Source organism: Saccharothrix sp. CB00851 (assembly GCF_001905065.1).
Taxonomy (GTDB): Bacteria; Actinomycetota; Actinomycetes; order Mycobacteriales; family Pseudonocardiaceae; genus Actinosynnema.
This window is the reverse complement of sequence record NZ_LWLC01000034.1, coordinates 96,609-117,410: the sequence shown is the minus strand read 5'-3', so window position 1 is coordinate 117,410 and position 20,802 is coordinate 96,609. Positions and strand designations below refer to the sequence as shown.

Sequence of the window (20,802 nt, the reverse complement as noted above, 5' to 3'; positions counted from 1 at the left end):
GATCAGACGGACGCGGTGCGGCGGCGGTCGACGCCGCGGGCCACGCGGTTGGTGGTGAACTGGATCAGGGTGGCGATGACGGCCAGCACGACGACCGTGCTCCACAGGTAGCGGTCGTTGAAGCGCTGGTAGCCCATGCGCACGGCGAGGTCGCCGAGGCCGCCGCCGCCGACCACGCCGGCCATCGCCGAGTAGCCCAGCAGGGCGATCGCGGTGACGCCGACGGCGTTGACCAGCGCGGGCAACGACTCGCGGAGCAGCACGCTGCGCACGATCCGCAGCGTGGACGACCCGGTGGTGACGGCGGCCTCGACCACCGACACGTGCACCTCGGCCAGCACGTTCTGGACCAGCCTGCCGACGAACGGGATCGCGCCGACGGCCAGCGGCACGATGGCCGCCGTGGGTCCGATGGTGCTGCCGAGCAGCAACCTGGTCAGCGAGGTGAGCACCACCAGCAGGACCAGGAACGGCATGGAGCGGCCCAGGTCCACGACGAACCCGAGGACCTTGTGCAGCACCGGCCGGGGCTTCAGCCCACCGGGCGCGGTGAGCTGGAGCCAGATGCCGACGGGTGCGCCGAGCAGAACAGCGATCAGGGTGGAGACGACCACCATGTACAACGTCTCGCCGGTGGCTACCAGCACGTCGTCGAACACGATGGACCAGGGTGTTGCAGACCTCACGCAGCTACTCCCTGCGGACCCGACAGGGTCCGTCGCACCGAGCCGCCCGCTTCCGAGATCCACTCCAGCGCCGAGTCCGCGCGCTCACCCTTGAGGCCGACGCGGAACCGCGCCACCGGGGTCTCGCCGAGCCGGGTCAGGCCGCCGCCGAGCAGGTTCAGCTCGACACCGAACCGGCTGGTCGCCTCGGGCAGCAGCGCGCCGACGGCGGCGAAGCCGATCAGCACGACGTCCGCGACCCGGTCGAACGAGCCTTCCAGCGCCGGGTTCTGGTCCACGGCGGGCAGCAGGGACGAGGCCGTGCGGCTGGTGGCGTCGGACACCAGGTCCAGCACCTTGCCGTGCTCGACCACGCGGCCGTCCTCCAGCACCGCGACGTCGTCGCAGATCCTGCGGACCACGCCCATGTCGTGCGTGACGACGAGGACGGTGACGCCCAGTTCGGCGCGGGCCCGGTCCAGCACGGTGAGCACCGAGCCGGTGGTGTCGGGGTCGAGCGCGGACGTCGGCTCGTCGGCCAGCAGCACGGACGGCGACGCGGCCAGGGCGCGGGCGACCGCGATCCGCTGGCGCTGGCCGCCGGAGAGCTGGTCGGGGTAGGAGCCGGCCTTGTCGGTCAGGCCGACCAGGTCGAGGAGTTCGGCGACGCGGGTGCGGCGCTGCGGCCCGGCCACGCCCGCGGCCTCCAGCGGCAGCGCGACGTTGCCCGCGGCGGTGCGCTGGCGCAGCAGTGAGTCGCCCTGCGGCACGACGCCGATCTGCCGGCGGGCGGCACGCAGGGCGGTGCCGTCGAGGGAGACGAGGTCGGTGCCGTCGACGCGGATCGCACCGCTGTCGGGGCGCTCCAGGAGCGCGACGCACCGGGCCAGGGTGGACTTGCCCGCCCCGCTGGGGCCGACGACGCCGAGCACGGTGCCCGCGGCGACGTCCAGGTTCACGCCGTCCAGCGCGCGAACCTGCCCGGTACTCCCGGGGAAGGTCTTGGTGAGGTTCTCGACAGTGATCACGTTTCGCTCCACGACAGCATGCGGCGCGCACGCTGGTGGCGTGCGTGACCGACGGCTCAGCTCAGAAAGGTGTCCTGAATGAAGGACGCGAGGATTCGAAGGCGCCCAGGGCTGCTAGCGGCAGCTGCGACAGGCTGACGACGTGCGGCGGCCGTGGTCGACGACCCGCCGGCGGGTGAGCATTCGCATCCTGGGCACGTGATCCTCCATCGATCCTGGCTGAAGCACCTGCCCCCATGGAGGGGTGGTTGCTGCGGCGTCGTAGAGCCAGGTCTCTCGGCCGCTCGGGATGGCACCACGAGTAGACCTGACCGAGCCTCGCTGACGCAAGCCTGAAACCGGATCGTCCGGCAAATCACACTTTCGGCCGAAAGATCATCGACTACCGAGGGGACGCGGCCTCGGCTATCCGGATGAAGTCACTGACGGCCAGTTGTTCGCCGCGCACCGCCGGGTCCACGCCCGCGGCGACGAGCAGCCGCTGGGCCTCGGCGGCCGAACCCGCCCAGCCGGACAGCGCGCCGCGCAGCATCTTGCGCCGCTGCGCGAAAGCGGCGTCCACCAACGAGAACAGCCGTTTCGGGTCCACAGTGGACAGCGGTGGGTGGCGCTCGAACGCGACCAGCGCGGAGTCCACGTTCGGCACGGGCCAGAACACCGAGCGCGGCACCGGGCCGGCCCGGCGGGCGTCGGCGTACCAGGCGAGCTTCACGCTGGGCACGCCGTAGACCTTGCTGCCGGGACCGGCGGCCATCCGGTCGGCGACTTCGGACTGCACCATCACCAGGCCGGTGCGCAACGACGGCAGCACGGCCAGCAGGTGCAGCACGACGGGCACGGCCACGTTGTAAGGCAGGTTCGCGACCAGGGCGGTCGGGGCGGTCGGGAGCTGGTCGGGTGTGACGCGCATCGCGTCCTCGTGCACGACGGTCAGCCGGTCGGCGAGGTCGGGCGCGCGCTCGGCCACCGTGACGGGGAGGCGGTCGGCGAGCACCCCGTCGATCTCCACGGCCACCAGCGCGCGGCAGGAAGGCAGCAACGCCAACGTCAGCGAACCCAGGCCGGGGCCCACTTCGAGGACCACGTCGTCCGGGCGCAGGTCGGCGGCCGACACGATGCGCCGCACCGTGTTGGGGTCGTGCACGAAGTTCTGCCCCAGCTTCTTGGTGGGGCGGATGTCCAGCTCGGCGGCCAGCCGACGCACGTCGGCCGGCCCGAGGAGGTGGCTCCCCGAACCGGCCGACGTCGAATCCTCAGTCACCCGTGCATTCTCCACCACGTCACGCACGCCCCTGGACCACCACGCGAGGTCGCGTCGATCGTTCGCGACTCATTTTCCGGCGATCACGCTTTTCGATCGTCGGAAAATCAGGCGCGAACGATCGACTTCCAGGCGACCGAGCCCGCCGTCTGCGGAGCAGCGGCAATCTAGGGGAGGCCCAGCTTCTGCTGGCAGTGGGGCCAGGCCGAGTAGCCGCCGCGCGCGTCGCGCAGCTTCGTCGCCACCGCGATCTGCTGCTCGCGGGTCGCCTGGTGCGGGTACGCGGCGTACTGGCCACCGCCGTAGGCGTCCCACGTGCCCTTGTTGAACTGCAGGCCGCCGTAGTAGCCGTTGCCGGTGTTGATGGCCCAGTTGCCGGTCGCCTCGCAGTAGGCCAGCCGGTCCCAGATCTCGCCGTCCGGCGGGAGCTTGGTGCCGACCTTGACCTTCTTGGGCTTCGGCTCCTTGGTGACCTTCGCGCCCAGCTTCTCGCGGCCGACCTCGGCGCCGTTCTTCACGGTGACGCGGTAGGTGACGATCTGCTCGCCGGCCTCGCCCGGGTCCAGGACCTCTTTCTGGCCCTTCATCATCGTGTCGTCCTTGACCTCCTCGACGGGCGGCTGGATGGCCTCCGTCGCGTTGATCACCGACACGCCGGTGCGCGTGATGTGGACCTCGGCGCCGTTGGTGACGCGCAGGTCCATCGCCGTTTCGAGCTTGTCGTCCGGGCCGAGCGTGAGGTTCTCGTTCTTCAGCAGCTCCTCGACGGTCACGGCCGTGGTCTGCAGCTGCCGGGGCGCGTTGCCGCCGTCGTAGAGCGTGATGGTCTTGAGGCTCTTGACCTCGAGCGAGAGGCCGCTGAGGGGCACGTCCATGCCGCGGTCGTGCGAGAGCCACGCGCCCTCGTCGTTGACCTGCATCTGGTCCAGCGCCTCGTCCACGGTGACCGAGCGGACCCAGCCCTCGCGCTGCTCGCCGTCGACCGTCATCTTCACCAGCCGGCCGCGGTCCAGCGAGATCTTCCCGCCGTCGCCGACCTTCGCCTGGGGTGACGGGCTGAGCGCGTCGTGCTCGCCGATCGTGATGCCCTCGTCGGCGAGGATCTCGCCGACCGTGGACTCGTAGGTGCGGACGGTCTTGGCTTCACCGTCGACGTCGACCGTGACGGACTTGTCCATCGCGATCGCGGTGGCACCGCCACCGGAGATGGTCACCAGCACGGTGGCGACCGCGGCCTTGAGGAAACGCCGCTTCCACTTCCCCGCGGCTTCGACCAGGGCGGCCGGCGGGGCGTCGGGCCGCTCGGCGGCCAGTGCGCCCGCGACCCGGTCCTGGGAGACCTCGTCGGGGATGATGATCGGGGGTAGGAGCGTGGTCTCGGCGTTGATCAGCCGGATCAGCTCGTCGACGTCGACGTTCGCGCTCTCCAGCAGCGCGTCGGCGTCAGGTCCCAGTACTTCCAGGACGTCGTCCGGGGTGATGGTGAACACCGCGGTGTCCCATTCGGACGGCGGCCCGGGTCTGTCCAGGACGTCGACACCGGTGATCGGTGCCTGCACGGGCGTAAACCAGTCGGTGTCCTCGTTGAACGAGTTCACGGGGTGCCATACCTCCTGAAGGCGCGAAGTCCGGCGACGCGCACGTTCGATGTCGGTGGTCAGCTGGTGATCTCCGGCAACTCCTGTGCGTGTTCGGCTTCGTCGCTTCTGGTGTCAACGTGACCCGCCCCGACTGCGGGTGCGCCCCGAACTGCTACTCGGGGCACGGTCACGGGACCGTAACGGGTCCCGGGCGGTTGTGCCAACACCCCCGCAATCCTTGTGAGTTCAGTCACTCCGTTAGGGGAGCAAGTCTGTCCGCCATTCGTTGTAAGGAGGATTACGACTCCGCCGCGTCACGAAGACCGAAGACCCGTTCGGCGTTTCGGGTGATCTTCGTGGCCAGCTCGGCCAGATCGGTCTCACGCAGAGTCGCTAGGTCACGGACCGTGTAGTTGACGCAATAAGGCTCGTTCGGGCGACCTCGGTACGGGTGGGGCGTGAGGAACGGCGCGTCGGTCTCGACGAGCAGGTGGTCCTCCGGCACCCACAGTGCGGCTTCCCGCAGGGCGTGGGCGTTGCGGAACGTCGTGGTGCCCGCGAAGGACAGCACGAACCCGCGTTCCACGCACGCGCGCGCGAAGGAGAGGTCACCGGAGAAGCAGTGGAAGACCACTGTGGACGGCGCACCCTCGGCGTCGAGCACCTTCAGGATGTCGTCGTGCGCGTCCCGGTCGTGGATCATCAGCGGCTTGTCGACCTTCTTGGCCAGGTCGATGTGCCAGCGGAACGCCTCGTGCTGGGCGCTTTTCGGCGCGTAGTCCCAGTAGTAGTCCAGGCCCGTCTCGCCGATCGCGACGACCCGGGGCTGCTCGGCGAGCCTGCTCAACTCCGCCTGCTCGACCTCGCCGAACGTCGACGTGCGGGTCGGGTGCAGGGCGACGGCGGCGAACACCCGCTCGTCCCACGTCGCGGCTTCGGCGGCCCAGCGGGCGGCGTCGAGGTCGTCGGCCACGGTGATCACGCGGTCCACGCCCGCCCCGACGGCCCGGTCGACCACCTCGCGGACCTGGTCGGGTGTCGTCGCGCCGCACGCGTCCAGGTGGGTGTGGGCGTCGACCACCGGCGCCGGAAGGGGTTCCGGGACCGGTGGCCGTTCGCCGCGGCGTTTCGTCACTTCGTCACTTGACGATCGGGGCCCACTCGGGGCCGGTCTCACCCAGTTCGGGGTCCAGCTTCGCGAACAGCGGCGCCGGCTTGGCCAGCGGCCTGCCCACCTCGATCGGCGTGGACGCCCAGGTCGCCTGCTCGGCCGCGTAGTCGCCGGTCAGCACCGGGTACTCGCGGTCGGGCACGTCGAGGTCGGCCACGTCGGTCAGCTGCGGCTGCGCGGCCCACACGCCCGTGCCGCCCAGCGCCTCGTGCACCTTCTGCGCCGAGTGCGGCAGGAACGGCGTCAGCAGGGCGTTGGCGTCCTGCACGACCTGCAACGCGGTGTGCAGCACGGTGTCGCGGCGCTCGGGGTCGTCCTTGAGCTTCCACGGCTCCTGGTCGGACAGGTAGCGGTTGGCCGCGCCGACCACCTTCATCGCCTCGCTGGAGGCCTGCTTGAACCGGGAGCGGCGCAGGTTCGCGCCCACCACGTCGAACGCCTTGCGGGACAGCTCCAGCAGCTCGTGGTCGGCCTGGGTGGGGCTGGTCGGCTTCGGCACGGCGCCCACGTTCTTGTGCGCCATCGAGATCGACCGGTTGACCAGGTTGCCCCACTCGTTGGCCAGCTCGAAGTTCGTCCGGCGGACGAACTCCTCCCAGGTGAAGTCGGTGTCCTGGTTCTCCGGACCGGCCACCGAGATGAAGTAGCGCAGGGCGTCGGGCCCGAACTGCTCCAGGAAGTCCGTGACGTAGATCACGGTACCGCGCGAGGTGGAGAACTTCGAGCCGCTCATGGTCAGGAACTCGGAGCTGACCACCTCGGTGGGCAGGTTCAGCGTGCCGAACGCGCCCGGCTCGCCGCCCTTCGCGCCCTGGCCGTTCTGACCGAGCAGGAGGGACGGCCAGATCAGCGAGTGGAAGACGATGTTGTCCTTGCCCATGAAGTAGTAGCCCTGGGCGTCACCGGTCCAGAACTCCTTCCAGGCGTCGTCGTCCCCGCTGCGGCGGGCCCACTCGACGGACGCGCTGAGGTAGCCGATCACCGCGTCGAACCACACGTAGAAGCGCTTCATCGGCTGCTCGCGCCAGCCGTCGAGCGGGATCGGGATGCCCCAGTCCAGGTCGCGGGTGATGGCGCGCGGGCGCAGGTCGTCGATGAGGTTCTGGCTGAACTTGAGCACGTTCGGGCGCCACTCGGTGCGCGTCTGCAGCCAGCCGCCGAGCGCGTCGATGAACTGCGGCAGGTCCAGGAACAGGTGCTCGGTCTCGACGAACTTCGGCACCTCGCCGTTGATGCGGGAGCGCGGGTTCTTCAGGTCGACGGGGTCGAGCTGGTTGCCGCAGTTGTCGCACTGGTCGCCGCGGGCGCCGTCGTAGCCGCAGATCGGGCAGGTGCCCTCGATGTAGCGGTCGGGCAGCGTGCGGCCGGTGGAGGGGCTGATCGCGCCCATCTCGGTCTTGGGGATGACGTAGCCGTTGCGCCAGAGGGCGAGGAAGAGCTCCTGCACCACCTTGTAGTGGTTGCCGGTGGTGGTGCGGGTGAACAGGTCGTAGGACAGGCCCAGGCCGTGCAGGTCGTTCGCGATGACGCGGTGGTACTTGTCCACCAGTTCGCGGGTGGACATGCCCTCCTTCTCGGCCTGCACCGAGATGGGCGTGCCGTGCTCGTCCGAGCCGGAGACCATCAGCACCCGGTTGCCCGACATGCGCATGTAGCGGGAGAACACGTCGGAGGGGACACCGAAACCGGAGACGTGACCGATGTGGCGGGGGCCGTTGGCGTAGGGCCACGCCACCGCGGTCAGCACGGAGGCACTCATGGGCCAAGCCTACGGAGGCCCTTCCAGCACTTTTCCGCGGGTTGGGCAGTCCGCGAAGGGCCGTGCGCGGCAGGCCGTCCGCCCGTCTCAGCTCTTGCTGATCGCGGCGTCGTAGAGGGCCTTCTTGCTCACCCCCGCCGCCTCGGCGACCTCCGCCGCCGCCGTCTTCATCCGCTCGCCGGCGGCCACGCGTTGCTTCACCTCGGCGACCAGCGCCTCCATCGGCGGGGCCTCGCGGGCCTCGGCGGGTGCCAGGACGACGGTGATCTCGCCCCGCACGCCGTCCGCCGCCCACTCGGCCAACTCGCCGAGACCACCCCGCTTGACCTCCTCATACGTCTTCGTCAGCTCACGGCACACCGCCGCACGACGGTCCGCGCCCAGGACGTGCACGGCGTCGGCGAGGGTGTCCGCCAGCCGATGGGGTGATTCGAAGAAGACGCACGTCCGGGGCTCGGCCAGCAGCGCGGCGAACCACCGCCGGCGTTCACCCTGCTTGCGCGGCGGGAAGCCGTCGAAGCAGAACCGGTCCGACGGCAGGCCCGACACGGCCAACGCGGTCGTCACCGCCGACGGGCCGGGCAGGCACGTGACCCGGATGTCCTCCGCCACGCACGCGTCCACGAGGCGGTAGCCGGGATCGGACACGCTCGGCATGCCGGCGTCGGTCACCAGCAGCACCGTCTGCCCGTCCCGCAGCGCCTCCAGCAGGCCGGGCAGCCGGGCCGTCTCGACCTGGTCGTAGAAGCTGACCACCCGCCCCGAAGGGGTGACATCGAGGGCCGAAGCGAGCGAGCGGAGCCGTCTGGTGTCCTCGGCCGCGATCACCTCGGCCGTGCCCAGCGCCTCGACCAGGCGCGGTGAAGCGTCCCGGACGTCGCCGAGCGGAGTAGCCGCCAGCACCAAACGGCCTGATCCAGATACAGGTCTCACGCCTCTCACCCTACGATCGGGCGCGTGAGCCTGATCGCACCGCAGTCCGCAGACGATGTGGTCGACGCCGGCGAGGTACCGCCGACGAGCCCGCCACCGGGCAACGACCGCGAACAGCGGGCCCGCCTGCTCGAACCCGGCCCGATGAGCGACGCCCTGAAGGGCTGGCTCGTCACGTTGGCCGTGGCGTTGATCGGCGGTGTGGTGCGGTTCTGGAACCTCGGGTTCCCGACCGACAAGGGCACCCCGATCTTCGACGAGAAGCACTACGTGCCGCAGGGCGCGCAGGTGCTGCGCAACGGCGGGTACGAGGACAACCCCGGCTACGAGCTGATCGTCCACCCGCCGCTGGGCAAGCAGCTCATCGCGATCGGCGAGTGGCTGTTCGGCTACGACGGCGTGGGCTGGCGGTTCGCGTCGGCGGCCGTGGGCACGTTGACGATCCTGCTGGTGGTGCGGATCGCGCGGCGGATGACGCGGTCGGACCTGATCGGCGCGATCGCGGGCGTGCTGCTGATCGCCGACGGCCTGAGCCACGTGCAGTCGCGGATGGGGATGCTGGACGCGTTCCTGACGTTCTTCGTGGTGGTGGCGTTCGCGTGCCTGGTGGTGGACCGGGACCAGGTTCGCAAGCGGTTGGCGGAAGCCACGCGCGAGGGCTGGGTGACGACCTCGCCGTACGGGCCGTGGCTGGGTTTCCGCTGGTGGCGGTTCGCGGCCGGGATCGCGCTGGGGCTCGCGTGCGGCGTGAAGTGGTCCGGCGTGTGGTACATCGCGTTCTTCGGCGTGCTGTCGGTGGTGTGGAGCGCGCTGGCACGGCGTGCGGCGGGCGTGGAGCGGCCGTGGGCCGGCGCGTTCGTCAGGGACCTGCTGCCGTCGCTGTTCGGGCTGCTGGTGGTCCCGCTGCTGGCGTACCTGGCGACGTGGTGGGCGTGGTTCGCGTCGGAGACGGCCATCGACCGGCACATCGCGGGCACCAAGATCCCCGAGGAGGGCTGGATCCCGGCGCCGCTGCGGGCGCTCTGGTTCTACAGCGGCAACGTGCTGGAGTTCCACACCAAGCTGGTGACGCCGGAGGGGAGCCCGCACCCCTGGGAGTCGAAGCCGTGGACGTGGCCGATGGGCCTGCGGCCGATGCTGTACTACTTCGAGGGCGCCGTGCAGGGCTGCGGCGGGCCGACCTGCGTGGGCGCGATCATGCTGATCGGCACGCCGGCGATGTGGTGGCTGGCGTTCCCGATGCTGGCGTGGGCGATGTGGCAGGCGATCGCCAAGCTGGACTGGCGGTACGCGGCGGTGCTGGTCGGGTACGGCGCGGGCTACCTGCCGTGGTTCATCAACGTCGACCGGCAGATGTACTACTTCTACGCGATGCCGATGGCGCCGTTCCTGGTGCTGGGCATCGCGCTGGCGCTGGGCGAGGTCCTGGGCAAGCGGACCGACGGCAAGGAGCGCCGGGGCACCGGTCTGCTCGCCGTGGCCCTGTACGTGGGCCTGGTCGTGGCCAACTTCGTGTGGCTCTGGCCGATCCTCAACGGCATACCGATCACCCCGGAGCTGTGGGACGCCCAGAAGTGGCTCCCCTCCTGGAACTGAGGTCCGACGGCGGCGCGTGCTCGGAGGCGGGGTGTTCGGGTTCCGGCGGCGGGTCCGTGCCGATGACGGCGTGGCGAACCCGTTCGAGGGGGTGGTCCTCCTCGACAACACGACGATCTTCGGCGCGCGTCACGCGTTCGAGTGGGATCCGCCGCGACCGGGTGAGCTGCCGTCCGGGGTGGACCTGCGCTCGCTGATGGACGTGCTCGAAGCGGTCGTGCTGCTGGACCGCTTCGCGGTCGACGCGTCCAGCCGGGAGTACTACGCGTGGCCGGAGCTGGGCGCGGTCAGCGACGCGTCCGGCTCGTTCTTCCAGGACACGTCGGTCCTGGAGCGGCTCGGGCACGAGTTCCACGACGTGCTGATCGCGTCGAGCGCCGAGAAGACCTCCCGGTCACTGCGGGCCGGTGACCTGGTGCGCCACCTCGGGTTCCTCCCCACCGCGCGGGACCTCGACGTGCTGCCGCCGCTGTACCAGAGCACGGAGCAGTTCATCAGCCTGACCGCGCCCGCCATGGGCAAGCCGGGCGGCGGGCTGACCGAGGCGGCGGAGGCCGGGCAGGAGCGGTTGCGGCACCTCGCGGCCACCCTCGACCAGTACCCGGAGCCGGTGCGCAACTTCGCGTTCTTCGCGTTCCGCGGCTTCTACTACCAGGACCTGGCACACCTGGTGAGCATGTCGTACATGCCGCACTCGTGGCGCTCCGAGCTGATCCGCGGTCAGCTCGACCACCCGCGGGCGCGGTTCAGCGACTTCGTCCTGGAGGAAGCCGGGAAGCTGCGGCGGGTGCTGCGCAAGCGGATCGACCGGGAGTTCGGCGCGGCCACCGCGCTGTCGACGGACTTCCCGCTCATCGCCTCGTTCGTCATCGGCCAGTCGTCGTCCCGCGGCGAGCTGCTCCGGGTGGCCGCGGAGGTGCGGCGCAACCCGAAGGTGGTCGGGTTCCGCAAGTGGCTGCGCGACGTCGAGCGGAGCCTGCGCGACGAGAGCGACCTGCACGGGGTGGCCACCGCCCAGGAGGAGCTGCGCGCGGTGGTGCGCGAGGTGGAGCGGGAACTGGGCTTGGGAGAGAAGGGCAGCCAGGAGGTCACGCTGAGGTTCGCCGTGCCGCTGGCGTCGGTCGAGACGACGAGCCAGGTCTCCCGGTCGCGCCAGCAGTGGAGCGCGCGCTTGGTCACCAGCCGTCGACCGCACCTGGTCTTCCTGCGGGAACTGGCGCTGGAGTCGACGCGCTTGGCGCCGTTCGCGGTCGCTTTCCGGCGCCTGGCGCCCTGAGCACGCGTGGTCAGCCCGGCAGCTCGGTGAGCACGGGGTTGCGGATGCTCTCGTAGATCACCGAGCTGCGGAAGCTGATGACTTCGCGGCGTTCGCTCAGGCGGTCGATGAGGAACGCGTGCAGGTGTTCCAGGTCCGGCACGGCCAGGTGGATGAGGAAGTCGTCGTCGCCCGCCACGACGTACATCGCGGTCACCTCGGGCAGGGCGCCGATCGCGGCCTTGAAGTTGTCGATCACCGCTCGGCTCATCGGGCGCAGGCGGGCGGCGACGAAGGCCTGCACGGGGCGGTTGAGCGCGCTCAGGTCCACGTCCGCGTGGTAGCCCTTGATGACGCCACGGTCGCGGAGCGCGCGCACGCGTTCCAGGCACGTCGAAGGGGCGATGCCGAGACGCCTGGCCAGCTCGCGGTTGGTCAGCCGCGCATCCAGTTGCAGATCCCTGACGATCGCCGAATCAAGTTCGTCCACGTCCAGATCATGACACGCTGGCACGAATTAAGTTCGGCTGCTCTGGATCGCAGCATTCAGGTGGACAAGTCTGGAGGCAATCCACCGAACGAACGGACCTGAAGTGCTGCCCACCAAACTCGCGATCGTCCTGCGTGACGACCTGCCGCCGAACCTCGCCGCCAACGCCGCCGTCTGCCTCGGCCTCACCCTCGGCGCCCGGCTGCCCGAGATCCTCGGCGAGGACGCCAAGGACGCCGACGGCACCGTCCACCTCGGCCTCAACACCCACCCGGTGCCGGTGCTGACCACGTCCGCCGAGCACCTCAAGGCCCTGCACCGCGCCGACGGCGTGCTGAAGATCGGCTTCACCGAGGTCGCCCGCCGGGCCCGCACCTACCCCGATTACCTGGAAGCCCTCGCCGGGACCGAGGACCCCGAGTTCGTCGCCGTCGCCCTGTACGGCCCGCGCGCCGAGGTGACCCGGTTGACCCGCAAGCTCCCGTTGATGGCATGAGGCTCACCGCGATGTACGTGGGCGCGGTGCTCGGCCCCGGCGTGCTGGTGCTGCCCGCCCTGGCCAACGCCGCCGCCGGGCCCGCTTCCGTGCTGGCGTGGGCCGCGCTGCTGGCGTTGAGCGTGCCGATCGCGGTGTCGTTCGCCCGGCTCGGCGTGCACCACCGGGGCGGAGTGGTCGGTTTCGTGCAGATCGCATACGGACGACCGGCCGCACGAGCGGTCCGGTGGTGGTTCTACCTGGTCGGCGTGCCGTTCGGCGTGCTCGGGGGCGCGCTGGTCGGTGGGCAGTACATCGCCTACGCGCTGGGTGGCGGCGATCCCGCGTTGATCGGCGTGGTGCTGCTGGCCGGGGCTTTCGCGACCAACTACGCCGGGGTGCGGGTGTCGGCGGGCGCGCAGGTGCTGCTGGTCGGATTGCTGGCGACGGTCCTGGTCGTGGCTGTCGCGTACAGCGTTCCGCATGTCCGAGCGGAGGACTTCGAGCCCTTCGCGCCGCACGGGTGGCTCGCCGTCGGGCACGCGGCCGTGGTGCTGTTCTTCGCGTTCTCCGGGTGGGAGGCGGCGAGCGCCTTGGCGGACGAGTTCGGCGACGTGCGTCGGGCGACCCGGCGGACGCTGGTCGTCGTCGCGGTGCTGTACCTGGGGCTGGCCGTCACCACGGCGGGCACGACGAGTGACGTCCCGCTCGCCGACCTGCTGGAACGCGCGTTCGGGCCGTCCGCCCGGCTGGTCACGGCGGTGGCCGCGACGCTGCTGACGTTCGGCGCGATCAACACCTACCTGGCGGGCGGCGCGCGTCTGGGCGGGCGGCACGGCCTGACCGGCTTGCTCGTGCTGTGCGCGCTGCTCACCGCCGTGACGCTGCGCGTGCACGTCGAGCTGGACGCGGTGATGCGCGTCGCGTCGACCGCGTTGGCCGCGGTGACGGCGGCGGGATTGGCCGCCGCCGTCAAGCTCCTCCGCAGCCGCACGGCCGCGTTCGCCCTCGGCTGCACCGCGCTGGTGCTGGCGTTCTCGGGCGTGCTGCTGGCCGTGCCCCTGGTGATCGGGGTCGCGGCCGTGGTCAGCGCACGGGTCGGGTCGGCGGCTCCGGCCGGTCGATCATCCTCGTGACCGGGCCTTCCTTGCTCAACCCCGCCTGCGACAGCCACGTGCTCAGCTCGGTGCGGATCGCGGCCAACGACGGGCGCTTGGCCGGGTCCGCGTCCAACGCGGCGGTGAGCAACCGGGCGTGGGCGCTGTGCTGGGGCAGCTTCACGCACGGCTCGCCCTGGGCGGCGGCCATCAGCGACGAGATCGGGTTCTCCCGCGACCCGCGCGGCGGGTGGCCGGTGAGCGCGTAGCTGACCGTCGCGGCCAGCTGCCAGGCGTCCGACGCGGGGCTGGCCGTCTCACCGCGGGCGGTCTCCGGTGCGAGGAAGTCGGGCGTGCCGACCATCATCCCGGTGGCGGTGAGCGTGCTGTCGCCCTTCGACCTGGCGATGCCGAAGTCGATCAGGTGCGCGGTGCCCTGGGTGTCCACGATGACGTTGGACGGCTTCACGTCCCGGTGCAGCACGCCCTGCTCGTGCGCGGCGGCCAGCGCGTCCGCCATGTTCACCCAGAGCCGGGCGGCGAGGGTGTCGGCGAGCAGACCGCTGTTGAGCACGACGTCCGACAGCGGTTGGCCGTCGATGTACTCCATGACGATCGCCAGGCCGTCCGGGTCCTGCACGATGTCGAACACGCGCACGCAGTTCGGGTGCCGTACGGCGGCCAGAGCGCGCGCTTCACGCAGCATGCGCTGCTCGGTGTCGTTGTCCGGCGCGTGCGCGAGCTTCACCGCGACCGTGCGGGCCAGCTGCTCGTCCACGGCGAGCCACACCGTGCCGAACCCGCCCCGGCCCAGCTGGCGGATCCGCCGGAACCTGCCACCGGCCGGGTTCCACACCTTGCCGGAGTCTGGCGTGGGCGTCGGCGCGCTGGTGGCGCCGCTGCCCGGGCCGAACGGCAGCGGGCCGGGGGTGTCGGCGAGCTGCGCCGGCTGTTCCACCCTGGTCGGCTTCGGCGGCTCGACGGGCACGTCGGCGACCCGCGTCGGCGGGTAGTGCCGCTGCGGCGGGGTGGGCCGGTAGGGCGGGATCGGCTGGTACGGCGGGATCTGCGCGGGCTGGTAGGGCGGCGGCTTCTCCACCTGGTACGGCGGCGGTTTCTGCGGCTGCTGGTTGTGCGGCTGCTGGTTGTGCGGCTGGGACTGGCGGTTCTGGGGTTGCGGCGCCGAGGGCGTTCTCGACACCGCGGGTTGCGGGCTCGGGTTCCCGCGATCGCGACCGGGGCGGTTCAGCATGGCGGTAGTCAACCCGAAAACCCGCACGACCAAGGAGCCCAACACCGCGATCGGGAAGAACCCGAGCAGCAGGTGGCCCACCAGCGTGACCGGCAGCGCGGACGTCGACAGCAGCAGGACCAGGAACGGGGGCCAGAACACCCGCCGCGGCCAGTTCGGGCCGAGCCGGAACGCCGAGCCCGCCTGGAGCATCACGAACAGCAGGCACAGCAGCGCGAGCACCGCGGCGGCACCCGCGGCGATCATGTCCTCCACCCCGGCCCGGCCGGTGACCACCGTGACGAACGAGTCCGCGAGGACCAGGTAGTCGTACTGGCTGAACGCCATGCACGGCGCCTCGTCCAGCGACTCCATGCCCGGCAGCGCGCGGGTGCGCAGCAGCTTGTAGGCGGCCGTGAACGCCATCCACGGCAGGACCAGGGTGCTGACCACACCCAGCACGGCGAAGATCGCGCCGGTGAACGGCCCGTAGGAGTTGCCGACCACGCGGCGGACGGTGATCGACAGCAGGGCGGCGATGGTCGGCAGCACGCCGATCAGCGCGCCGAACGCGGTGACCGTCCAGGCCCAGTCGCCGGGGCAGAGGGGCACACCGGTCCAGCCGTGCAGCCACGCCAGCAGCGACTCGGCCAGCTCCACGACCCGCACCACCCCTTCTCGTCGCCTCTCAGGGTACGGGTGCGGGCCACGCCGTCAGCGCCGTCCGGGCAACGTCGTGCAGTTCAGCCCGCGTGGCGCCGTCACGGGCGAGCGAGGACATGCCCCGGACGGTGGCCGCGACGAACACCGCCAGGCGGTGCGGGTCGGTGCCGGCGGGGAGCGCGCCGGTGGCGACGTCGTGCCGGATCTTGCTCTCCAGGGCTTGTCTGGCCTGGTCACGCAGGTCGTGCAGCTCGGGGGCGCTGAGGACCAGGCAGCCCTTGGGGCGGTCGGGGGTCGTGTACTCGACCGCGGCCTCGGTCAGGATCCGCTCGACGGCCTGGCGCGCGGTCAGCTCCTCGTCGAGGGCTCGTGCGGTGAACGCGCCGTAGGTCTGCTGGTAGCGGGCCACGGCTTCGGTGAAGAGGGCGCGTTTGTCGCCGAACGCGGCGTAGAGGCTCGGCGGGTTGGTGACCGGGGCGAGTCGTGGGATCGGGCGGGCGATCGCGCTGCGGTTGGCGGCGGACGGGATGCGGGTGGTCGTGCACTGCGCGCGGGACGCCGACGCGGCTGCCGCCGTGGCTTCGGAGGCCGGGCGTGGTTCGTTCGCGGTGCGGGCGTCGTTGCCTTCGGAGCTCGACGCGCTGGTGGCGGCGCTGCCACCGTTGGACGTGCTGGTGAACAACGCCGCGATCGGGCTGCCGGCGGCGATCGAGGACGTGACGCCCGAGGCGTTCGACGAGGTGTTCGCGGTGAACGTGCGGGCGCCGTGGGGCCGAGCCGCGCGGGGTCCGGCAGTGCTGAGCCGGGCCGCGTGGGGTCCGGCCGCGCGGTGTCGGCGTCCGCAGGCGTTGGGCCGTGCGCAGCTGGGCCGCGCTGGGTCGAGGTGTGCGGGATCCGGCCGCGCCGGGTTGGGGTGCGCGGGGTCGAGCCGTGCGAGGTCTGGCCGGGTGGGTCGAGCCGCGTGAGGTCGGGCCGCGTGAGGTCGGGCCGTGCGGCGAAGGGGTCCGGCTCGCCGCGTGTGCGAGCCGGACCCCCGCGCGTGCGCTCGCCGCTAGCTCACACGCGCTGCCACAAGGCGGGCACCGACGGCGGATCCCAGCCTGGTTGGGACGTGTGCCCCTGCAAGCACCTGTACCCGACGCCTTCGTACGTCACGAGGGAGCCGATCGCGTACGCGACGCCTGGCTGCCAGGTGGTCTGGCCCGGGTTGGTGGTGCTCGTCGTGGTCGGCGAGGTGGTGCTGGTGGGGCCGCCGCCACTGACGATCAACTGGAGGCCGTAGACCTGGAGGATCTCGTTGACCGGCTGGAAGTAGATCGTCCCGCCGGACGTGCAGTTCCCGGAGCCACCGGAGGTGACGCCCTGCGCCTGGTCACCGGTCAGCCACGAGCCGCCGGAGTCGCCGGGTTCGGCGCAGGCGTTCGTGCGGGTCAGGCCGGTGATCGTGCCTTCGGGGTAGGTCACGGAGGTGTTCTTCTGCTGGATGGTGCCGCAGCGCCAGCCCGTGGTGGAACCGGAGCGGCAGACGGAGGCGCCGACGGGTGCCTCGGTGGAACCCGCCACCGGCACCGTGCCGGGGTAGCGGTTGACCAGCGGGCGGCCGGTGTTGCCCGCGGCCGTGCGGACCCAGCCGTAGTCGTTGCCGGGGAAGCTGGAGCCGGCGAACGTGCCGCTGGGCTGGGTCGTGCTCGCACCCGTGCGGCCGCAGTGTCCGGCGGTCACGAACCCGCCGTTGACCGCGAACCCGACCGAACAGCGCGAGCCGCTGCCGATGTAGTAGGCGTTGCCGCCGATCACGTCGATCAGCGGGCGCGGTTCCTCAGTGGACCGTTCGATCCGGACGTCGGCGTCGGCGAGCCCGCTGGCGTGCGCGAACGCTTTCGCGGCTGCCACATCGCGGGCCAGGACGACCACGGTGTTGGTGGGTGTGTCGACGTACCAGCCGGGCACGGACTTCGGTGCGCTGCCGGCGTTCTGGTCGAGCTTGACCTTGAGGGCGTCGAGCTGGGCGAGCGACCGCTGGACCAGCTTCGGCCGTGCGCCCGCCGCTTCGACGGCCTGGATCTGCGACGCCGACGTGACGCCGACGACGAGTTCGGTGGCGTCGGCGTTCAGCCAGGCACCCGCGAAGCCGGGCCCGAGCCGTGCCTTCAGCGTGCTCTCCGTCCGAGCCGCGTCCGCCTCCCGTTGGATGCGCGCGCGGGCCTGGTCGGGGGTCAGGTGGAGGTCGCGCGCCATGGCGGCGACCATGCCGCCGTCGGCGGCGGTCTGGGGCGGTGGGGGACCCGCGGTCGCGGTGGTGGCCAGTGCAGCTGCCAGTCCGGCAGCGCTCAAGACCGCCACGGCGACCGCGGCGACGCTACGTCGAGTCATCCGCTGTCTCCTTGCAGGGGTGGTGACACGGGATGCGGGGCCGTTGACCCGACGCTAGCCGGCGAAAAGGCCGGGCGGATATGCCAGTCCAGTCATAACGCCGCGTTATGGTCCAGTCCACTCGTGATCTTCACAGCAGGCTGAGCTGGGTACCCTTCCGCTTGCGCCGCGGCTGCGCGTCGCCCAGTTGCTCGAAGGCCTTCAAGCTCGCCAAGAACGGTGACTTCGGTCGCCCGGTCGTGTGACTCACGAACAAGTGCCGCTGCGCCCGCGTCATCCCCACGAACAGCAGTCGACGCTCCTCGGCTACCGACTCCTCGTCCTCCTCACCCGGCCAGCGCAGTGGCAGGACGCCGTCCTCGCACCCGACGATGAACACGACCGGGAACTGCAGGCCCTTCGACGCGTGCAACGTGAGCAGCGAAATCCGGTCCGCCCGGGGATCCCACGTGTCGACCTCCACCCCCAGCGCGAGAGCCGTGTGGAAGCGCTCGAAGTCCGTCCCGCACTCCGTGGCCAGGGGCTTGAGCAGCTCGTACGCGGTGTGGTCGTCACCCGCCACCGCACGCACGCGCTCCAGGACGGTCGCACCGGCGGCGTAAGCGACCTCATGGGCGATCCGCGCCACCCCGGGACGGTCCGCCAACCGGTCGTGCGACCGCTTCTGGAACGGCAACCCCGACTGCGTCAACGCCTCCACCAACGCCCGCGACTGGCGATCCGTCCGGTACAGCACAGCGAAGTCGGAGAAACCCAGCCCCTGCGTGCCGTCACCCACCACGCGCCCGCTGTCGAACGCGTGGAACGACGCACCGCCCAGCACCTGCTCGATCGTCCGCGCCACGAACGCCGCCTCGGCCGCCTCCGACGACGCGTGGTGCACACCGATCGGCGCGGCACCGTGGTCCACCATCGGCCGCAGCTCCCGCCCCGGCACGAGCGACGACGGCGCGATCACCTCCAGCGCACCCGTCACCACCGCTGACGACGACCGGTAGTTCCTGGTCAGCTGCACGGTCCGCGCCGACGGGAAGTCCTCCCGGAACCGCAGGAAGAACCCGACGTCGGCACCGCGGAACCGGTAGATCGCCTGGTCCGGGTCGCCGATCGCGGTCAGGTTGCCGTCCGGCGGCACGAGCAGCCGCAACAGCCGGTACTGCTGCTCGTCCACGTCCTGGTACTCGTCCACCGACACCCACCGCCACCGCGGCCGGTAGGCCTCGACCAGGTCCGGCGACGACTCCAGCAACGACAGCGGCAGCGTGATCAGGTCGTCGAAGTCCACCAGGTCCTGCGCCCGCAACGCCTTCTTGTACCGGTCGTCACCGGCGGCGATCAGCGCCCGCGCCTCCTTCTCGTCCGCCACCACGGACAGCGCCACCGCGAGTTGCCCCTCCGGATCCGCCACCCCGAACGACGCCGACAACCCGAACGCCGCACCGTGCGCACGCAGGATCAACACGCCGAGCGAGTGGAACGTCGCGATCGTCATCTCACCGACCGCGTCACCGACGAGGGCGGCCAGCCGTTCCGCCATCTCCTCCGCCGCACGTCGGGTGAACGTGATCGCCAGGCACTCCGACGCCGGCACGTCCCGTGACGTCACCAGGTCCGCGATCCGGTGCGTCAACGTCCGCGTCTTCCCCGTCCCCGGCCCGGCGATGATCAGCAACGGCCCACCGCCCACCTCGGCCGCCGCGCGCTGCTCCGGGTCCAGCCCGTCCAGCAACGAACCCGGAGCTGAAACGACAGGCACAGCAACAGGAGCAACAACAGGAGCAGCGACCCGTGGACGCTCCACAGTGGACGGCACCGGAGCGGCGTAGTCGAACAACGCGAAAGCGGAACGCCGACGCTCCAACTCCCCCGGCTCGAACACCCTGATCACGCCGTACTCGCCGTCGTACCCCGAGTCGCGCACGACCTCACCGCGCCGCAGCCGGGTCACCGCCTCGGCCAGCAACGGCGAGTGCACGGCGATGTCGTCCACCGGCACGTCCTGCAGGATCACCAGCTCCGGCCCCAGCGCGGCGGTCAGCTTGTCGATCTCGCCCAGCACCTTCTTGCTCTTCGGCCCGGTGCCGACGATCTCGCTCACGACCTCCGGCAACGGCACCAGGCTGGTGAACCCGGCCGCGCCGGAGGGCCGGGCACCGTGCGGCCGGTCGGCCAACTCCTCCACCCGGCTCAGCACCCCGACCGTCAGCGGTTTGCCGCACTCCGGGCAGATCCCGCGGTGCGCCAACGTCTCCTCGGGCTCCATCCGCACACCGCACTTGCGATGCCCGTCGACGTGGTACTTGCCCTCCTCCGGGAAGAACTCCAACGTCCCGCCGAACCCGTCCCCGGTCTCCAGCGCGTTGCGCACCGAGTAGTAGTCGAGCTCGGTGTCGAACACGGTCGCCTCACGACCCAGCACCGGCGGCGAGTGCGCGTCCGAGTTGCTGACCAGCCGGTAGCGGTCCAGCCCCGACACCCGCCAGTTCATCAGCGGGTCCGACGACAGCCCGGTCTCCACCGCGAAGACGTGCGACGCGAGGTCGGCGTAGCAGTCCTCGATCGCGTCGAACCCGGACTTCGAGCCGAGCACCGCGAACCACGGCGTCCACACGTGCGCGGGCACGAGGTAGCCGCCGCACTCCAGCGTGATCTCCAGCAGGTCGCGCGAGTCGAGCCCGAGGATCGGCCGCCCGTCCGACCCGAGGTTGCCGATCTTGGCCAACCGGGCGTTGAACCGCGCCGCCGACGACAGGTCCGGCATGTACACGAGGTGGTGCACCTTGCGGGTGCGGTCGCCGCGCTTGTAGATGGTCGAGATCTCCACCGAGAGCATGAACCGCACCGGCGCCGAGGCCAACGATGGTGGCAGCCTGCGGTCGATGTCCCGGTCCAACTCGTCCCGCAACCGGAACAACCCGGGCGAGGCCTCGACCAGGTTGTCACTCAGGTGGTCGTACCAGGCGGGGTAAGTGAAGTCGCCGGTGCCGACCAGCGAGATCCCCTTGCGCCGGGCCCACCAGGTCAGGTGTTCGAGGTCGCAGTCACGACTGCAGGCCCGGGAGTACTTGGAGTGGATGTGGAGATCCGCCACAAAGCGCACCGACGAGATCGTAGTGAGTGATCGACAACGCCTCCCGCCCGACCCTGATTCACCAGGAACCCACACCCTGGCGCCCCACACTCACGGGTAGCCCGAGAAGTCCGTCGAATCACATCGGCGCGTTT

General features: G+C 70.9%; 17 protein-coding genes and 1 riboswitch. Of the genes, 5 read left to right on the top strand and 12 right to left on the bottom strand.

What is annotated here, in order from left to right; translation table 11 throughout:
- Window positions 1-2: 2 nt before the first annotated feature.
- The 7 genes from A6A25_RS29315 to rsmI form a co-directional block, all read right to left on the bottom strand.
- Entirely contained in the window at window positions 3-686 is a 684-nt protein-coding gene (locus tag A6A25_RS29315) for a methionine ABC transporter permease (protein WP_073895647.1), read from the bottom strand.
- Window positions 683-1,693, bottom strand: coding sequence for a methionine ABC transporter ATP-binding protein (locus A6A25_RS29310; RefSeq protein ID WP_073895645.1), 1,011 nt, complete (start codon window positions 1,691-1,693; stop codon window positions 683-685). Before A6A25_RS29310 ends, A6A25_RS29315 begins: the two co-directional genes overlap by 4 nt.
- Window positions 1,694-1,896: 203 nt before the next feature.
- Window positions 1,897-1,989: riboswitch (SAM riboswitch) on the bottom strand.
- Window positions 1,990-2,075: 86 nt separating this feature from the next.
- Window positions 2,076-2,954, bottom strand: a complete 879-nt coding sequence (gene rsmA, locus A6A25_RS29305; protein WP_073896155.1) for a 16S rRNA (adenine(1518)-N(6)/adenine(1519)-N(6))-dimethyltransferase RsmA — start codon at window positions 2,952-2,954, stop codon at window positions 2,076-2,078.
- Window positions 2,955-3,121: 167 nt separating this feature from the next.
- The gene (locus A6A25_RS29300) at window positions 3,122-4,552 is read right to left on the bottom strand and encodes a resuscitation-promoting factor (protein ID WP_073895643.1); all 1,431 of its coding nucleotides are present in this window, start codon (window positions 4,550-4,552) and stop codon (window positions 3,122-3,124) included.
- Window positions 4,553-4,832: 280 nt separating this feature from the next.
- A complete protein-coding gene (locus A6A25_RS29295) occupies window positions 4,833-5,669 on the bottom strand; it encodes a TatD family hydrolase (protein WP_073895641.1) in 837 nt (278 codons plus the stop codon).
- Window positions 5,670-5,673: 4 nt separating this feature from the next.
- Complete coding sequence (gene metG / locus A6A25_RS29290; RefSeq protein ID WP_073895639.1) at window positions 5,674-7,464, bottom strand: methionine--tRNA ligase; 1,791 nt, start codon at window positions 7,462-7,464, stop codon at window positions 5,674-5,676.
- An 87-nt stretch (window positions 7,465-7,551) separates the two neighbouring features.
- The gene (rsmI, locus tag A6A25_RS29285; RefSeq protein ID WP_073895637.1) at window positions 7,552-8,397 is read right to left on the bottom strand and encodes a 16S rRNA (cytidine(1402)-2'-O)-methyltransferase; all 846 of its coding nucleotides are present in this window, start codon (window positions 8,395-8,397) and stop codon (window positions 7,552-7,554) included.
- A 24-nt stretch (window positions 8,398-8,421) separates the two neighbouring features.
- Here rsmI and A6A25_RS29280 point away from each other — a divergent pair, with 24 nt between their 5' ends.
- Complete coding sequence (locus tag A6A25_RS29280) at window positions 8,422-9,993, top strand: dolichyl-phosphate-mannose--protein mannosyltransferase (protein ID WP_073895635.1); 1,572 nt, start codon at window positions 8,422-8,424, stop codon at window positions 9,991-9,993.
- 31 nt (window positions 9,994-10,024) lie between these two features.
- Window positions 10,025-11,269, top strand: coding sequence for a hypothetical protein (locus tag A6A25_RS29275; RefSeq protein ID WP_073895633.1), 1,245 nt, complete (start codon window positions 10,025-10,027; stop codon window positions 11,267-11,269).
- A gap of 10 nt (window positions 11,270-11,279) precedes the next feature.
- On the opposite strand, the gene A6A25_RS29270 is transcribed toward A6A25_RS29275, so the two are convergent.
- Complete coding sequence (locus tag A6A25_RS29270) at window positions 11,280-11,738, bottom strand: Lrp/AsnC family transcriptional regulator (protein ID WP_073895631.1); 459 nt, start codon at window positions 11,736-11,738, stop codon at window positions 11,280-11,282.
- A gap of 103 nt (window positions 11,739-11,841) precedes the next feature.
- Between A6A25_RS29270 and A6A25_RS29265 the strand changes: the two genes are divergently transcribed.
- Both A6A25_RS29265 and A6A25_RS29260 read left to right on the top strand, forming a co-directional pair.
- Window positions 11,842-12,234 carry a DUF2000 domain-containing protein gene (locus A6A25_RS29265; RefSeq protein ID WP_198932904.1) on the top strand — a complete coding sequence of 131 codons (393 nt, stop codon included), beginning with the start codon at window positions 11,842-11,844 and terminating at the stop codon, window positions 12,232-12,234.
- The gene (locus A6A25_RS29260; protein ID WP_073895629.1) at window positions 12,231-13,349 is read left to right on the top strand and encodes an APC family permease; all 1,119 of its coding nucleotides are present in this window, start codon (window positions 12,231-12,233) and stop codon (window positions 13,347-13,349) included. The genes A6A25_RS29265 and A6A25_RS29260 overlap by 4 nt, the downstream gene beginning before the upstream one ends.
- Here the strand turns inward: A6A25_RS29260 and A6A25_RS29255 are convergent.
- The gene (locus tag A6A25_RS29255; protein WP_083668776.1) at window positions 13,300-15,213 is read right to left on the bottom strand and encodes a serine/threonine-protein kinase; all 1,914 of its coding nucleotides are present in this window, start codon (window positions 15,211-15,213) and stop codon (window positions 13,300-13,302) included. The two genes, A6A25_RS29260 and A6A25_RS29255, sit on opposite strands and share 50 nt — an antisense overlap.
- Window positions 15,214-15,229: 16 nt before the next feature.
- Window positions 15,230-15,613, bottom strand: coding sequence for a hypothetical protein (locus A6A25_RS29250; protein ID WP_198932903.1), 384 nt, complete (start codon window positions 15,611-15,613; stop codon window positions 15,230-15,232).
- Between the two features lie 58 nt (window positions 15,614-15,671).
- On the opposite strand from A6A25_RS29250, the gene A6A25_RS29245 reads away from it, so the two are divergent.
- Window positions 15,672-16,169 carry an SDR family oxidoreductase gene (locus A6A25_RS29245; RefSeq protein WP_158073838.1) on the top strand — a complete coding sequence of 166 codons (498 nt, stop codon included), beginning with the start codon at window positions 15,672-15,674 and terminating at the stop codon, window positions 16,167-16,169.
- Window positions 16,170-16,260: 91 nt separating this feature from the next.
- Here the strand turns inward: A6A25_RS29245 and A6A25_RS29240 are convergent, their stop codons facing one another.
- Entirely contained in the window at window positions 16,261-17,577 is a 1,317-nt protein-coding gene (locus A6A25_RS29240; protein ID WP_073895625.1) for an alpha-lytic protease prodomain-containing protein, read from the bottom strand.
- Window positions 17,578-17,707: 130 nt separating this feature from the next.
- On the bottom strand, window positions 17,708-20,677 hold the full coding sequence (locus tag A6A25_RS29235; protein ID WP_073895623.1) for a UvrD-helicase domain-containing protein: 2,970 nt from the start codon (window positions 20,675-20,677) through the stop codon (window positions 17,708-17,710).
- Window positions 20,678-20,802: the final 125 nt, after the last annotated feature.

Excerpts from the sequence above, each read along its gene's own strand:
- A6A25_RS29240 (WP_073895625.1), bottom strand. The coding sequence starts at position 17,577 with ATGACTCGACGTAGCGTCGCCGCGGTCGCCGTGGCGGTCTTGAGCGCT.
- metG (WP_073895639.1), bottom strand. The coding sequence starts at position 7,464 with ATGAGTGCCTCCGTGCTGACCGCGGTGGCGTGGCCCTACGCCAACGGC.
- A6A25_RS29260 (WP_073895629.1), top strand. The coding sequence starts at position 12,231 with ATGAGGCTCACCGCGATGTACGTGGGCGCGGTGCTCGGCCCCGGCGTG.